The 16027-nt window shown below is 49.8% G+C and carries 13 protein-coding genes and 1 riboswitch; of the genes, 9 read left to right on the forward strand and 4 right to left on the reverse strand.

What is annotated here, in order from left to right; translation table 11 throughout:
* Positions 1–35 precede the first annotated feature (35 nt).
* Positions 36–1298: a PP2C family protein-serine/threonine phosphatase gene (locus G499_RS21975; protein ID WP_051295841.1), complete on the forward strand. Its 1263-nt coding sequence runs from the start codon at positions 36–38 to the stop codon at positions 1296–1298.
* Positions 1299–1320: 22 nt separating this feature from the next.
* On the opposite strand, the gene G499_RS0102210 is transcribed toward G499_RS21975, so the two are convergent.
* A complete protein-coding gene (locus G499_RS0102210; protein WP_026998588.1) occupies positions 1321–2709 on the reverse strand; it encodes a CapA family protein in 1389 nt (462 codons plus the stop codon).
* Positions 2710–2978: 269 nt separating this feature from the next.
* Here G499_RS0102210 and G499_RS0102215 point away from each other — a divergent pair, with 269 nt between their 5' ends.
* From G499_RS0102215 to G499_RS0102230, 4 genes are read left to right on the forward strand one after another with little or no spacing between them, the layout of a single operon-like run.
* Positions 2979–3563: an LOG family protein gene (locus tag G499_RS0102215; RefSeq protein WP_026998589.1), complete on the forward strand. Its 585-nt coding sequence runs from the start codon at positions 2979–2981 to the stop codon at positions 3561–3563.
* Positions 3564–3571: 8 nt separating this feature from the next.
* The gene (locus G499_RS18420; protein WP_051295842.1) at positions 3572–4606 is read left to right on the forward strand and encodes a radical SAM/SPASM domain-containing protein; all 1035 of its coding nucleotides are present in this window, start codon (positions 3572–3574) and stop codon (positions 4604–4606) included.
* A 14-nt stretch (positions 4607–4620) separates the two neighbouring features.
* On the forward strand, positions 4621–5958 hold the full coding sequence (pip, locus tag G499_RS18425) for a prolyl aminopeptidase (RefSeq protein ID WP_081413605.1): 1338 nt from the start codon (positions 4621–4623) through the stop codon (positions 5956–5958).
* Positions 5959–5988: 30 nt separating this feature from the next.
* Complete coding sequence (locus G499_RS0102230; protein ID WP_026998590.1) at positions 5989–6204, forward strand: hypothetical protein; 216 nt, start codon at positions 5989–5991, stop codon at positions 6202–6204.
* Positions 6205–6499: 295 nt separating this feature from the next.
* Here the strand turns inward: G499_RS0102230 and G499_RS0102240 are convergent, their stop codons facing one another.
* The gene (locus G499_RS0102240; RefSeq protein WP_026998591.1) at positions 6500–6799 is read right to left on the reverse strand and encodes a TIGR03643 family protein; all 300 of its coding nucleotides are present in this window, start codon (positions 6797–6799) and stop codon (positions 6500–6502) included.
* Positions 6800–6912: 113 nt separating this feature from the next.
* Between G499_RS0102240 and G499_RS0102245 the strand changes: the two genes are divergently transcribed.
* The 3 genes from G499_RS0102245 (at position 6913) to G499_RS0102255 (ending at position 11269) form a co-directional block, all read left to right on the forward strand.
* The gene (locus G499_RS0102245; protein WP_026998592.1) at positions 6913–7803 is read left to right on the forward strand and encodes a 1,4-dihydroxy-2-naphthoate polyprenyltransferase; all 891 of its coding nucleotides are present in this window, start codon (positions 6913–6915) and stop codon (positions 7801–7803) included.
* Positions 7804–7862: 59 nt separating this feature from the next.
* Positions 7863–8072: riboswitch (cobalamin riboswitch) on the forward strand.
* 60 nt (positions 8073–8132) lie between these two features.
* Positions 8133–10055 (forward strand): TonB-dependent receptor plug domain-containing protein, encoded by a 1923-nt coding sequence (locus G499_RS0102250; protein ID WP_154658282.1) that lies wholly within the window; start codon positions 8133–8135, stop codon positions 10053–10055.
* 119 nt (positions 10056–10174) lie between these two features.
* Positions 10175–11269: a DUF5074 domain-containing protein gene (locus tag G499_RS0102255; RefSeq protein WP_026998594.1), complete on the forward strand. Its 1095-nt coding sequence runs from the start codon at positions 10175–10177 to the stop codon at positions 11267–11269.
* Positions 11270–11755: 486 nt separating this feature from the next.
* Here the strand turns inward: G499_RS0102255 and G499_RS0102265 are convergent, their stop codons facing one another.
* The gene (locus tag G499_RS0102265) at positions 11756–13342 is read right to left on the reverse strand and encodes an NAD(P)/FAD-dependent oxidoreductase (protein ID WP_035726265.1); all 1587 of its coding nucleotides are present in this window, start codon (positions 13340–13342) and stop codon (positions 11756–11758) included.
* A gap of 294 nt (positions 13343–13636) precedes the next feature.
* Between G499_RS0102265 and G499_RS0102270 the strand changes: the two genes are divergently transcribed.
* Positions 13637–14860 carry a hypothetical protein gene (locus G499_RS0102270; RefSeq protein ID WP_154658283.1) on the forward strand — a complete coding sequence of 408 codons (1224 nt, stop codon included), beginning with the start codon at positions 13637–13639 and terminating at the stop codon, positions 14858–14860.
* Between the two features lie 87 nt (positions 14861–14947).
* Here G499_RS0102270 and phaC read toward each other — a convergent pair whose 3' ends face one another.
* Positions 14948–16003 (reverse strand): class III poly(R)-hydroxyalkanoic acid synthase subunit PhaC, encoded by a 1056-nt coding sequence (gene phaC, locus G499_RS0102275; protein WP_026998597.1) that lies wholly within the window; start codon positions 16001–16003, stop codon positions 14948–14950.
* Positions 16004–16027 lie beyond the last annotated feature (24 nt).

The following is a 16027-nucleotide window of genomic DNA, read 5'->3' on the forward strand; positions in this document are numbered from 1 at the left end:
CCATTTTTGTCGTCGCTAACCAACCCTGATTTGTTATGATAACGCCTCCTATACCTCAGAACGAAGTAGAACGATTGCAAGCCTTGTATCGGTATCAGGTATTGGATACCGAAGCCGAATCAGAGTTTGATGAGCTGGTGCAGTTGGCTTCTTATATTTGTGATGTGCCTATCTCCTTGATCTCCTTGATTGCCGAAGACAAACAATGGTTCAAAGCTCGCGTTGGCTTAGAAGCTACCGAAACCCCACGTAGTCAGGCTTTTTGTGCACATGCAATTATGGAGCCTACGTTGTTTGAGGTAATCGATGCGACCAAGGACCCCCGCTTCAAAGACAATCCGCTCGTTACGGGGCATCCTGATATCCGGTTTTATGCTGGAATGCCTCTGACTACACCCGATGGCTACAATCTCGGGACGCTCTGTGTCATTGACAACAAGCCCCGAGCGCTCAGCGACGAACAGCGCAAGGCAATCAAAACTATTGCCAATCAGGTGATTACGCAAATGGAATTGCGCCTAAACCTACAGGTGCTCCGAGCGCAAAGTCAACAAGTATCTGAAAGCATTCGCTATGGCAAACGCCTACAAGAGGCGATGTTGCCCACAGAAGACACTCTGGCACAATGCCCGGTACAGCGTATTTTTGTGCTCAGCGTGCCTAAGGATGAGATTTCAAGCGATTTTTTTTGGTACAAACAAATTGCACACAAGAGCATTGTCGTGGCTGCCGACTGTAGCGGGAGCGGAATCCCCGGCGCTTTGGTCAGTGTGGCCGTTACGGGTTTGCTGCGCGATATCGTTACACACCAGCAAATTACTGACCCCTCAGACATACTCTATCGCCTAGACGAGCAGATGGAGCGCATCTTGCGCAATGACTCCCAGCCCTATGAGGGGATGCAGGCCGTGGTGGCTTGTATCAATCACCCCCAAAAGAGTATTGAAATAGCCTCTGCCGGCAACGCACTCTGGACAGTACAAAACGGACAGGCTACCCAGTTGCCCACAGCTCCCGTGGCCATTGGGAATAGCACCAAAGCACCCAAAAGATTCCAAAAACAATTTCTAAAAGATATCGCCGGAACGATGTTTTATGCCTGTACAGATGGGCTGACTCAACTACCACAGGCCGAAAACCCAACATTTTTTGGACAGGAGGCGCTTCCAAAGTTGTTGTCCCAAGTTGCCCAACAATCAGCAGGGCAGCAAAAACAAACCATAGAAGCGGCCATTGCCCAGTGGGCAGGCAAGGCTCCACGCCCCGATGATTTGTTGTTAGTAGGTTTTGGTATTTAGGCTGGCTAATGTAACACAGCCCCTATTCCCACTTGTAGAGCTGCTTGTCGGTAAAGATGACCTTACGAATGCCGGCCTCTTCTTCGGCATTGGCAATGGTAGGCTGACGGTTCATCGCCATAAAGGTAAATACCGGCACGGCCTGTATGAGCTGCCCTTGGTAGAAGTAGTTTTGTAAGAAAAAGGCCTGCCGTACGCCCAAGCGGTGTACTTGGTCGAAGAGGAAGTTGCCCAAGCCGTGAAAAATAGGCTTGCCCTTGTAAAACTCTACTTCTTGTGGTTGATGTGCTTGTGAGCCATACACCATATCAGCGCCAAAATCAATCAAATCGCGCGAAATGCGGGCTTGTGTAGGGGTAGGCTGGTAGGAGTCTACCTCCCCAAACTGGCAGGTAGCGATGATATAATCGACCCTCAGCTCTTGGCGCATCTTACGGATGCCCTGTCGGGCTTTCTCTCGCTCATAGCGGTTGGCACCCATCTGTACATCGGCACATTCCCCAGAGGGGCACTTTTCGTTGAATCCGATAAAGCCAAGTTTTTTGCCATCTTTGAGCGTAACGACCAAGGGCGTATTGGCTTGTTCGGGGCTGAGGCCACCGCCAAAGGTTTGCATCTTCTGCGCCTGATACCACTCAAAAGTCTGGCGGTAAGGCTCCTTGCCATAATCGAGGTTATGGTTGCCGGTTAGCTCTACGATATTGGTGCCCAGATCGATGAGTGTCTGAAAATGCTCTTTCTTGGTACAAAACAAGTAGTTAGGGTCGTAGCTTTTGTAATAACACCCTTCGGCAAAGCTAACCTCGTTGCTGATGTGTACCCATTCGGCACCCTTGAAGTAGGGCAGGAGGTTTTGGGTCAAGAATGCTGTGCCGTGGGCATCGGCAGCAAATCCAGTATTTCGGGTGATGGCCGTTACGCCTGTAAGCATAAACTTGGTGATGTGTTTTTGGAAGTCGAAGGGGGTACGCTCATCGTCTAAGTAAACAAGAGGGTACTTATCGGCTTGCTCCCAAAACGAGACCCCATCGACGGCCAAGGCCTTGTATTGCGCCACAAGGTGATGAAGATCTGTAACGAGGCAAGCTTCTTTGGCCAACTGTGCAAATGCCTTGAGTGTGGGTACTGTTTGGGCATTGGCACACCCAAAAAACACATCGGCCAAAGGCTTGGCCGCTTCCAAGACATATACCCTGCCGGCACAATAATCGGCCTTGAGACTATCGAGAGGGTAATTGTTTACCGTTCGGCCATAGCCCGTTACCACAAACAGTGGGGTAGTTTCGGGACTTTGTGCTGGGACGCTGTCCGAAGCCTCTTGTTGACGTTGGGCATTGGTGGCGCTGCCGCAGGCCTGAGCGCCCCAAAGGAGCAAAAATAAGTACGGTACTAAGCGTAGATTTTTTTTCATTTTACATATATTAGTCGTTTGAATGATGGTCAAATTACGCCGCTTGCGGTCAAGTCTGTATCTTTGGCCTGTTCAATCATTAGCCATATCACTTTTATACCCAATCAAAATTGGTTTGGGAAATCTTTGCACTGAAAGCCCTTGAGCATTAAGTAAGCCAAATTCTATGCATCCTCAAATCAAGTGAGTCTTGGTATAAAGTGCTTATATTGTGCCAATGGACACTACAAAGGTAGTGTTATCATTCACCAAAATCATCATTGTAGCTTATGAAAAGCATTTGTGTCTTCTGTGGGTCGTCGTCGGGGCGGCAGTCTTTGTACCTCGAACAAGCGCGGGCTTTTGGGCAGGTATTGGCCACAGAAAAAATCGACTTGGTATATGGAGGCTCCAAAAACGGGCTGATGGGCGCAGTGGCTGATGCTGTACTCGAAGCCGGAGGGCACGTAACGGGTGTCATACCGGGATTTTTGAAATACAAAGAAATCGGACACGACAAAATCCAACGCCTCATTACGGTACAGTCGATGCACGAGCGCAAATCGACGATGGCCAACCTCTCCGAAGGCTTTGTAATGCTACCGGGTGGCGTGGGCACGCTGGAGGAGTTTTTCGAAATCTTGACTTGGGGGCAACTAGGCCTACACCCTCATCCCATCGGCGTGCTGAATGTGGGCGGCTATTATGACAAGTTGATGGACTTTCTGACCTATACCCAAGAGGAGGACTTTGTGAAGGAAGTATTTATGAAGATTGTGTTGGTAGACCAAGACCCCGCCGCCCTGATTGCCAAGATGCGCGCCTACACGCCCCCCAAGGTCAACCGTATTATGCAGCATATCTCCGAAACTTAGCAGCGCCTATGGGTCTCCAACTTTCCCCTATTCGTCATTGGCTACAGCACCGGCAGCTCCAGCGTCTGATACGCAGCTACCAAGTGCGCAGCGTGCGGCTGGAAGCCTCTAGCAAGTGCCAGCTCAAGTGCCCGCTGTGCATTACGGGCGTGGGCACTACCCGCCAGAAAGAACATCCGGTAGGTTGGGGACATTTGTCGTTCGAAAACTTTGAGCGCTTTTTGGCGCTCAACCCGACCATCAAACGCTTGGAGCTATCCAACTATGGCGAGGTTGTGCTCAATCCCGATTTGCCGCGCATATTGGCACTGGCACGCGAACTAAAGGTGAAAGTATACATCAAAAACGGGCTAAACCTCAATCACCTGAGCGAAGAAATGGCCGAGGCCCTTGTGCGTTATCGCGTGCGGGGCATCAAAGTTTCCATTGACGGCGCTTCCCAACAGACCTATGCGCAGTATAGGGTTGGAGGCAATTTGGAACAAGTACTGGCCAACATCCGTACTATCAACGCCTACAAAGCCCAATACCAAAGCCCATATCCTGCGCTCAAATGGCAATTCATTGCTTTTGGGCACAATGAGCACGAGCTACCGCTGGCACGCCAAATGGCGGCTGAGCTGGGAATGGCCTTTAAGGTAAAGCTCAACTACCAGCCCGAGCAGTTTCCTGTCCAAAACCCTGACTTCGTGGCCGAGCAAAGTGGTCTGGGCGTAGCGGATGTGCGCAGCTACGAGCAACGCCACCGAAGGGTATACTCCCCGGCTTGCCTCCAACTCTGGACAGCCCCCCAAGTCAATTGGGACGGTAAATTATTGGGATGTTGTGTCAATCATTTTGACGACTTTGGCAATGCTTTTGAAGTCCCCTTGGCACAATTGTTACAGTCTGAACGTTACCAATATGCCAAGGCGATGCTGCTCAACCAAGCTCCCGCCCGCGAAGACATCCCCTGCACAGCCTGCAAACGCTACCCAAGGGTGCGGCAAATGCCTTTTTATCAAGAACTGAACGAAGCCTTACAGTCCCAAAAGACGCGATAAATACTGAATTTGATATGATGCTATCCAACGAACTGTTTCCGGACATTATGCCCTACAAAAAGGGGTTCTTGCCTGTGTCGGAGCAGCACCGCCTCTACTTTGAGGAATCGGGCAACTCTGATGGCTACCCCGTAGTTTTTCTACACGAAGGCCCCGGTGCTGGTTGTTCAAGCCGTGTGAGGCGCTTGTTTGACCCCAACTTCTACCGCATCATCCTCTTCGACCAACGCGGAGCCGGGCGCAGCGAACCCGTAGGTTGCCTAGACGACAACACGACCCAACACCTTGTAGAAGACCTCGAAAAGCTACGCCAACACCTCCACGCCGACCAATGGGTGTTGGTGGGCGAAGGCTGGGGCTGTACACTAGCCCTGACTTATGCTGTAACCTACCCCTGCAAGGTATTGGGTTTGATTTTGCGCAGTGTTTTCCTAGGCCGTGAGGCAGAAAAACGATGGTTTTATCAGGCCGGAGGCGCACACCAGTTTTTCCCCGAAGCTTGGGAGCAGTTTGTAGAGCTTATTCCTGAGCAAGAGCAAGATGACCTTATCAAGGCCTACTATCTTCGCCTTACCCAAGGCGACGAAGAGGAGCAAGGCCAAGCCGCCAGCGCCTGGAATCATTGGCAGACCTCTACGATGCCCTTCGAGTACCGCCTCGGTAAGTTTGAGGCCCTCGAAGACCGTGGCAAAGCCCTTAGCCTTGCCCGAATTGAAGCGCATTATTTTGCCAACAATTGTTTTTTTGAAAGCGATGACTGGCTGCTCACACAAGTCGCTGATAAGCTCCAGCACCTGCCCTGCATCATCATCCACAGCCGCTACGATGTCGTCAGCCCCGTCCAGTCTGCTTGGGATTTGGCCAAAGTGCTGCCCAATGCCGATCTCCAAATTTTGCAGAGTGTAGGCCACACTTCCCACGAAGCTTGTGTCATTCAGGGGATTATTAGCGCTACCGAATCATTTAAAGACCTATATTTGCAAGGTAAAAATAAAATAGCCATCGACTTCGACGGTGTGCTGCATCGTTATTCCAAGGGCTGGCAAGATGGCTCTATCTATGACGACCCCATCGATGGCGCACGCGAGGCTATGCAGCGCCTCAAAGAGCTAGGGTATTATCTCATTATTTTCAGCACCCGCGCCAACCGCATCTACCGCAAAAAAGGGCACAACCCTGTCCGTGAGATGCAACAGTGGCTGCGCAAACACCAAATCCCGTATCACGAAATATGTACCACCGGCAAGCCGCGTGCACAGATATATGTAGATGACCGTGCCCTCGCTTTCAAAGGCAATTGGGATGATACGGTTGCGCAAGTACAGCAGTTTGTCGTCTGGAGAGCCAAATAACCATACATATACCCCCAAATTCAAGTCCGTATGTTCAAAGTACGTCATTTTGCCCTTGTTGGGGCTGTCATCCAATTAATCTTTGCCTTGGGATACCTTGCGGTCGTGTTGCTAGTTCGCGATTTTAAAGTATCAATCGCTGTTGTTTTCAGCATTATCAGCTCCTTGGTCGTTTTCGGATATTTCATCTCCGAAGACATTAAGCTAACCCGCCGCAAAGAGTTGGAGAAATTTTTTGAAGAGTAATATTTAACAGGCCGAAAATCATAACAAGATTCACTTGATTTAAGGGCTTATAGAATATGATTTCCTTGACGCTCAAGAATTACACCCGACCAAAATTGGTTTGGGAAATGTGTGTGCTGAGAATCAAGAAAATCAAATCCTGTAAATTCTCAAACCTTGTGAATCTTGGTATAATTTTCAGTGCATATAATTGCCCACACCAACTTGGCTTGGGTATCGACAATGTTACTTGAGCTTTGGTTGGGGGCTTTTTTGGGCAAATACATCAGGCCGCGAGCCTATGTTAGGTTGATGTTTACCTTGTAGTACGTTTGCTGATGGCGTTGTTGCTGATATTGCGTTGACGACTACATCGGAAGCGGTTGGTGGGTTCGAGCTGTTTTTGACGATGTTTGGTGTTGCGACCCTGTACGCGGGCACGCCAACGCCTCCACGAAGCCGGAGCCAACTCACGGCGCATCAATACAATCACCTCTGCTTCGGAAAGGCCAAATTGCGCTTTGATGGCCTCAAAGGGTGTACGATCTTCCCAAGCCATTTCTATAATGCGGTCTTGGGCTTCGTTACTTAGAGAAGGGCTTTGTTTTTTGCTCATAAGCCATATCTGGTTTTTTTCAACAAAAGGGTTTGCCTACTTTTGCCAAACCAAGGACACAAGAGATTTGTTGTCTGTGTTGTTGCAGTTTGTTTACCCTTTCTGAGAGAAATATGATCCAAGCTTGGATAAGCGCATTGCGTTTGCGTACGTTGCCTTTGGCCTTGGCCGGCATTATTATGGGCAGCTTTGTAGCTGCTCACCACCAAGGCTTCCGTTGGGAGGTGTTGACCTTGGCAGCCCTGACGGCTATTTTTTTGCAAATTGTCTCTAACCTTGCCAACGATTATGGCGACAGCATCCACGGCGCAGACAGCCAAGCGCGGCAAGGCCCCTCAAGAGCCGTGCAGACTGGTGCTATTACAGCGGCGGCTATGTGGCGGGCAGTGATGTTGTTTGCACTTCTGGCTTTGTTGAGTGGGCTGTTGTTGCTCTGGGTTGCGCTCCAAACTTGGCAAGATTTTTTGGCCTTCTTGGGTTTAGGGCTGCTGGCTATTTTGGCTGCCATTACCTACACTGCCGGGCGCAGACCTTATGGATATGTAGGGCTGGGCGATTTGTCAGTACTGATTTTTTTCGGCCTAGTGGCTGTAGGCGGTACTTACTACCTCCATACCCATCAATGGCATTGGGGAGTACTGTTGCCGGCACTGAGTAGCGGACTCTTTGCCACCGCAGTGCTGAATGTCAACAATATCCGCGACATCGCTTCAGACACCCTGGCCGGCAAACGCTCGCTACCAGTACGTATGGGACGGCTATGGGCAGTGCGGTATCATGCAGCGCTCTTGTTGTTGGGTTTTGGTGGAGGTGTAGCCTATGTTTTTGCCCAAGGTCTTAGTCCTTGGGCTTGGTTGTTTGTGCTGAGTGCTCCCTTGTTTTGGAAACAATGGCAAGGTGTAGCCACTCATACCGAAGCCGCCGCCATCGACCCCTATCTCAAGCAAACAGCCTTGACAACCTTGTTGTTTGTAGTGCTTTTAGGTCTGGGTGGATTGTTGTAGCGGCTTGAGCTATTGGCAGCTAATTTTTTTATAAAGGTTTGGTGAATTTGGGACTAAGTTTTACCTTTGTAATGCTTGGTAATACATCTGCTATTCTGTGGATGTGCTTTAATAGGGAATTCCGGTGTAAATCCGGAGCAGTGCCCGCTACTGTAAGCCGATTTTTGTAATGCTTATTACAAACCTCTAGCCACTGTCTGTTGTGATACAGATGGGAAGGCCGTAATAAGTCGGTAAGCCAGGAGACCTGCCCAGCCGTAGTCAGGCAGTAGTGCTTTCGGGAACAAAAGCCGCTGTTAAGGTTTTATCATTGAAGACATATTTTGCTCATGGCAATCTCCCAAAGGCTTCTGGCCGGATGGGCTGCTGTGGTTGTATTTTGCGCTTGGGCTGCTCCTGCTATGGGGCAGTCTGATACGACTGTTATCTCCTTACCTGAGATTTCGGTCAAAGCCCCTATTTGGGAAAAGTACACCGCAGGCAGCAAACGCCTTACGCTTGACAGCGCTGAAACAGCACTGTATCAGGCTACTACGCTCCAAGAATTACTTCACCAGCGGACAGCACTCTACTTGCGTGAGTATGGTTCGGGGATGTTATCTAGTTTGAGCTTTCGCGGTACGAGCGCCAGCCATACCGCTGTTCTTTGGAACGGCATCAACATCAACTCCTTTACACTAGGTTCTTCTGATTTTAGTTACCTCCCTGTAGCGGCCAGCGACCGCATTAGCCTCCAGTATGGCTCTGCCTCATCCCTTTATGGTAGTGATGCTATCGGCGGTAGCGTACACCTACACACGGATTTGCCTGTAGGCCAACAGTTATCGTTGGGTGCACAGCAAACCTTAGGGAGCTTTGGGCAATACTCCGCCCAAGCATATACCCGATATGGAGGCAAGCGTTGGGCGGGCTACAGTCAAGTGTATTATCATCAGGCTCAGAACGATTTCCCTTTTGAGAATACAGCCAAGCAAGGCCGCCCGCGTGAGCGTCAAACCAATGCAGCGTATGAATATTATGGGATGCGCCAGACTCTGAGCTATCGCCCACGCGAAGGACGCACACTATCGATGCGTAGCTGGTACCATCACAATTACCGACAGATACAACCTGACATGTCGGTACAGAATACAGGGGAGGTTTTGCAAGATCAAAGCTTACGCCTGATGCTCGAATGGGATGAAGACCAAGCTTGGGGGCGGTTGTTGGTGCGCGCTGCTTGGGTTGCTGATGAGCAGGTGTATAACCGCAACTCTACCATAGCAGTGAACCGTGGGATAGGCTCTGCTGAGTATGAGCGGCCTTTGGGGCAAGATTGGATTCTCAAACTAGGTGGTACTTGGAATCACATCACAGCCTTGGTACGCAACTATGGCGATGTGGTTACGGAGCAACGACAAGATGCTTTCGCCTCACTGCGCTGGCAAACCACCCCCCGAATAGCGATGAGTCTGAATGTCCGCCAGGCTTGGGTAACGGGCTTTGAAGCACCAATAGCCCCCTCGTTAGGGCTTGAGGCACGTCTTTGGGAATATAATGCCCACTACCTTGGGTTGAAGCTCTTAGGCTCTCGCAACTATCGTGTGCCTACACTGAACGACCGCTATTGGATACCCGGAGGCAATCCTGAGCTACGCTCTGAGCTAGGTTGGAGTGCAGAGGGTGGCCTAGTCTATGCTTTCCAGCCATCAGAGGGGTGGCGCTTAGAAGCCGATGTACAGCTCTACAAAATGTGGGTGCAAGACTGGATTGCTTGGGTTCCTCTGGCAGCTTTTTGGGCTCCTGTAAACATCCAAGAGGTTCATAGCCAAGGCCTAGAAGCAGGGTTGAACTTACAACGACAACACAGTGCTGGCTGGCATTGGCAACTGGGGTTGCAGTATGCTCTTACTCAGGCCATCAACCAGCGTGCGCAGGGTGCTTTTGACCGCTCTGCGGGCAAACAACTGCCCTATACTCCCGAACACCGGGCAGTCTTTTTGAGCCAATTACAATACAAATCTTTCTTTGCTCAGGCTAACTATGGGTATACCGGATTCCGATTTACAACCTCAGATAACAGCCAGTTTTTGAACGATTTTTGGCTGCTCAACCTCGCCCTTGGTACACGCCTACCCCAAGGCGCATCTGCTTGGCAACTAAGTTTAAGGCTCAATAACTTGCTCAGCACTAGCTACCAAAATATGGCCTTTCGGGCTATGCCCGGGCGCAACTTCCAGCTCAGCTTACGCTACGACTGGCAGCGTCGCTAAATGTACCCAAAGTTAGTTTGGGAAGTATATGGTACTTACAGTCCCCTATGAAGTCTCAAACAAGCTGTGTCTTGATATAAATTTTATTCTTTGTTCTTACCCTAAATAACCGTGTCTATATGAAGTACCGTTCTATCTTTATGCGCAATGCCTTATTGGCTTTGAGCTTTGTGGCGGCTATCACAGCCTGTAACCGCCCCGAGGAAAACACCCCCAATGTTACCGGCAATGTCTATGTGGCTAGTGAAGGCGCTTTTGGCAACAATAATGCCTCTGTAGTGCGATATAACCCCCAAGACAATACTGTCAGCGGCGATCTTTTTGAGGCGGCCAATGGCGCACGATTGGGTGGCTCACTCAATGCTATGACTATCGTCGGAAATCGTGCTTTCTTGGCCGTACAGACTGCTGGTCAGGCGAATGACAAAATCGAAATCGTGAACCTTCCCGACTTCCGTGTGGTGGGGACTGTCCCTGGAGAAGGTAATAACAAAATGGTTATCCCCCGTCAAAGTGCGGTAGTAGGCACTAAGCTGTATGTAACCAACTGGGGGCCTTATGACAGTAATTTTAATAACCCCAATGCTTTTGTATTGGTCATTAACTTGACCAACAATGCCATTGTCAAGCGTATTGAAGTACCTAATGGAGCAGATGCTATCTTAGCTATTGGCAATGAGCTTTGGGTAGCTCAGAGCCAAGGAACTCAAATCAACATTATCAGCGCTGCCAGCGATGAAATAGTAGGCACGGTAGAAGTGCCCCGTGGTCCTAGAGCTTTGGTAGTAGACCGAAATGAGAAAGTGTGGGCACTGTGTAACCGTGGAGTAAGCCAATTGGTGCGCATCAATCCTACCAACCGTAGTGTAGAAGCTACCATCACGCTAGAAATCCCAACCGGCCAATCACTGGGCAGTGCTCTTGCGCTCAACCAAAGCAAAGACCGCTTCTATTACTTGACCTCTGAGGCTTGGCCATCAGCTGTAAGGGTTGTGCACAGTGTCTCTATTGATGGAGGAGCATCTAGGGTGTTTGTTAACCAACCAAGCATTTATAGTTTGTCTACTGATCCCAATGATGGTACAGTATATATCGGTATTGCCCCTAATTTTTCTTCTAATGGCACTGTTTTACGCTACAATGCCGAAGGCCAGTTACAAGGAGAATTTCAATCAGGTATTGCGCCTACAAGTTTTGGGTTTGTAAACCGATAAATACCCCAACACATCTTTTGTCCAATTATGTAATAGCGCAGCGGAGATAACTTTGCTGCGCTTTTGTGTTTGTGGGAAGGGGAATTACACCCAATCAAAATTGGTTTGGGAAACACACCACTGGACATTTTCTAATTTGGCTTTGATTCAACAAGCTACTTGACCACATAAGGACTTTCGACAAATTCACAAAGCTCCCCAAGCGCTCCTTTGTGGTTAGATATACTTCAATAATAAGGGGACGAAATGAACGTACACAACAACAATGAAAGTTATACCAAGATTCACAAGATTTTGGGATTTGCAGAATTTGATTTTGTTGATTATCAAGCATTTTCAGCGCAAATATTCCCCAAACTAATTGCATTTTAATATAAATATTAATGTAAAAATATTTTAATAAATATATAATTACATATAAAACATATAGGCATATTGTTCCAATATAAAAATATTTTGTATACTCAGCGTTAGCACATAATCATCCTATTTTAGTGGATAAAGTTGCGCAAAGGCTTTGGCTACGCGCTCACCATCCATTGCTGCGGACATAATACCTCCGGCATAACCTGCGCCCTCCCCACAAGGGAAGAGGCGTTTGACTTGGGGGTGTTCGCAAGTTTCGTTGTCGCGGGGGATGCGCACGGGTGAGGAGGTACGGCTCTCTACGCCTACAATCTGTGCTTCGTTAGAGACAAAGCCTTTCATTTTTTTGCCAAAGGCCTGAAAGCCCTCGCGTAGGGCTTTGGCTACAAAGCCGGGTAGTACTTCGTCCATAACCGTGCTGACTAAGCCGGGTTGGTATGAGGTAGGGAGCAGCGAGGAGGAGGGCTTGCCTTTTACGAAGTCGGCTAGGCGCTGAGCAGGGGCTTGTTGGGTATTTCCCCCCATAAGGCAGGCTTGCTGTTCAACAGCCTGCTGGAAGCGCAGTGCGCCAAGGGCGGCTTCGTCGGGGTGGGTATAAGACTGCCAATCTTGGGGTTGAATGGCGACAACGATGCCCGAGTTGGCATACTTGGAGTCGCGCCTAGAGGGCGACATCCCGTTGACAACAACCTCGCCCGGAGCAGTAGCCGCAGGGACGATAAATCCCCCCGGGCACATACAAAACGAAAATACCCCGCGCTCTATCCCACCTATTTGGGTTTGGGCTACGAGGCTGTAGGCCGCCGCTGGGAGGTAGTCGGGGCGCTCGCTGCGGTGGTACTGGATCTGGTCTATCAGCGCTTGGGCGTGCTCTACACGCACCCCAAGGGCAAAGGGTTTGGCTTCTATCAGGATTTGCTGTCGGTGGAGCAGTTCAAATACATCGCGGGCAGAGTGTCCGGTGGCCAAAATCACCCCTAGGCCCTCGATGCGGGTTCCGTCGGCGGTGATGACACCACGGATTTCGTCGCCTTGACGTATCAGACTCTCTACACGGGTATCAAAAAGTACCTCCCCACCGATTTCGAGCAGGGTTTCGCGCATAGCCTGAATGATTTTAGGCAGCTTGTTGGTGCCGATGTGTGGGTGGGCATCCACGAGGATGTCTTCGACCGCACCATGTGCTACGAAGATTTCGAGTACCCGTCGGATGTCGCCCCGTTTTTTGGAGCGGGTGTAGAGCTTGCCGTCGGAATAAGTACCTGCGCCGCCTTCACCAAAGCAGTAGTTGGATTCAGGGTTGACGTGTTGGTCTTTATTGATAGCGGCCAAATCACGACGACGGGCGCGTACATCCTTACCACGCTCTATCAGGATAGGGCGGTAACCTAGCTCGGCCAATTGTAGGGCAGCAAACAACCCCGCAGGCCCCGCTCCTACGACAATGACTGGAGGCGCTTGTGTTACATCAGGGTAGGCGCTGCGCTCATAACTCAGCAGTGGTGGGAGCGCTGTGGGGGGATATATACCCACCTGAAGCTGTATCCATATCTGACGGCTGCGCGCATCGATGGAGCGGCGTAGTATGCGGTAAGAAAAATCAGCAGGCAAACGCCTCCCTAGCTGACGAGCAATGGCTGCCTCAAGGGCTTGGGGCGCAAATGCCTCCTCGGGCACGAGGCGCAGTTCTATTGTATGAGCGGACATAATGTGCAAGGGTTTTAACCTCGAAACAACCCGGCCAGCCGGCATTCATAAACACAGCGCGGCCATTGATGAATTTTGAGAATGAATCAGCCACAAAATTACAACTTATTGCCGTAATTGCACGTAGCATAGCCCTAGTTGAGCTTACAAATGAGGCTAAAGCCTGCTAGTTGTCAGGTATGGCACGTATGTTTTTACCAAAAAAGCGCATATCTATACTCAGCTTTCAGAAATATCATTAATTTTGAACTCATACCAACACCAAAAAACCAACACAATATGTTAGCCAAGCGAATGCTGAAAACCGCGAGCACTTACACCCTTGGGCTGTTATTTTTGACTGCCTGTGGAGACGCTTCCTCTACTTCTAATAATGGGCAAAATACACAAGACAGTGCCGATGCTGATACGGTGGCCGCCAAGGTCGAAATTCCTAAACCACAAGACCGCCAGTTTGACGATATCGCCCGCTTTATCGCCGGCCTCCCCTCACGCGAAGGAAGCCCCTACGCCAAGTTTGAAGAGGAGAGTGTGTGGAAAAATTATGCCCAAACAATGGATGGGCGTTGGAGTAGTATTACTACACAAAAATTACCCAAAATCGAAAAATGGCGCGACGAAGAGTTGAAAGACATCAACACCGGAGGCGGAACGCTTTTTTACCCCTTCAGCGGGCCTGATTTCCTACACGCCATCACCTTCTTCCCCAAAATGGATACCATTGTGATGGTAGGCCTAGAACCAATCGGCTCTGTGCCCAACCCAGACAATATTACCAAAAAATCCTTGGCCGGATATTTTGGTGGCTTGCAACAGAGTTTGTCGACTATTTTGAGTTATAGCTTTTTCCGAACTTTGGCTATGGAAAATGACTTTACAGGGCGTGTGGTGTCGGATATTGACGGCACGTTGCCTGTATTGATGCTCTTTATGGTGCGTACCAATCACAAAATCTTGCATTACGAAAAGGTAGTACTCACTGACGAGGGCAAGGCCATCACTGCCGACAGCACAGCACTCAAAGACAAGGGCAAATATATCGCTACGAAGGTGGCCTTCTGCCACCAAGACCGCCCCGATGAGTACCGCATTGTGTACTACTTCTCTGCCAACCTCCAAAATACGGCTTATGGCGCACGTCCTGGGATCGATGAGCGGGCTGACTTCAAAGGCTTTTTGAGTAGCCTCAACCCCCGTGCTACATACCTCAAGTCGGCTTCGTACCTGATGTATCGCGATAGCTTCAGCAGCATCCGCAACCTGATTCTGGACAATAGCCGCTATTTGCTCCAAGACGATTCCGGGATGCCTATCAACACAATCAACAGGGAGCGCTGGAAGCTGATATTCTATGGCAACTATGTGGCACCTATCCCCTTGTTCAGAGAGCGCTATCAGGCTGATTTGCGCAAAATCTATATCGATAAGGAAGCCAACGGGGTACGTAATCTTCCCTTTGGCATTGGCTATCAGTATCAGGAGGGAACTTCTAACTTGATGTTGGGAGTCAGGCAATAGATTCACCAAGTGAAATTCAAAAGCAAACGCCATTGTCTGTGTCTCAACAGGCAATGGCGTTGTGGTTTGGAGCGGACGGTAGCCGCACTAATCTCTGGCTTTGAGCCATTCAAATACTGTAGGGCCTAGCTCTGATTGCGAACGGCGACCCGTAAACACACCGATATGCCCCCCGGGAAACTCGTACAGGGTTTTGTCTTTAGAGCCTACCAAATCATTGAGAGGCTTTGTATGCGCCGGCGGCACAAGATGGTCTTCGGAGGCATAGATATTGAGTAGGGGCACAGTGATATGTTCTAGCTTTACGGGGTGTTGTCCCAATACGAAAGTTCCTTTGGTGAGTTTATTTTCTTGATAGAGTTCTTTGATAAACTGGCGGTAGGTTTCGCCCGGGTGGTCGGGGAGGTTGTTGATCCAGCGTTCCATCCGCATAAAATTGAGCAGCTCGTCCTCATTGTCCATAATCTGCATCAGGCGGCGCTGTTTGTTGGCTTTGAGCCCCGGCTTGAGCATCTGAAAACCAGTATCGAGGAATGTTCCGGGGATGAGCCCTCCAAAAGCCTCTACGATAGCGTCTACGTCGAGGTCTCGTGCCCAGCGAAAGAGTAGGCCTTCGTCAGTGGCAAAGTCTACCGGAGTTACGAGGGTGATGAGGTTCTTTATTTTTTCGGGATGAATGGCCGTATAGATGGTGGAGAAAGTCCCACCTTGGCAGACTCCGAGCAGGTTTACGCGGTCAATTTGGTGTGATTGGCGGATAAAATCTATGGCACCACCTATGTAACCTAGGATATGGTCTTCCATCGTGAGGTATCGGTCGCTGCGGGTAGGGTATCCGGTGTCGAGCACGTAGATATCGAGTCCCAGACCGAGGAGCTTGCGTACTAGACTGCGGTCGGGCTGCAAGTCCATCATATCATAGCGATTGATAAGGGCGTAGGCTATCAGGACAGGTGTTTTGACAGTTGGGGGCGTTTCGCGGTCATAGCGGAAAAGGCGCGCCTTGTCGAGCTGCCACACTTGATGTTTGGGGCTTGTGCCTACTTCGGGTTCAGGTAAGTTGCTCATTGCCTGTGCGCCTTTGCTAAGGCGTTGGGCAGTGTTGGCCATTTCTTCGAAAGGGTTATAAAAAGTCGATTGCATAGGTTTTCAAGAGTTTAGAGGTAT

Origin of the sequence: Eisenibacter elegans DSM 3317, from assembly GCF_000430505.1 — a bacterium.
Classification (GTDB): Bacteria; Bacteroidota; Bacteroidia; order Cytophagales; family Microscillaceae; genus Eisenibacter; species Eisenibacter elegans.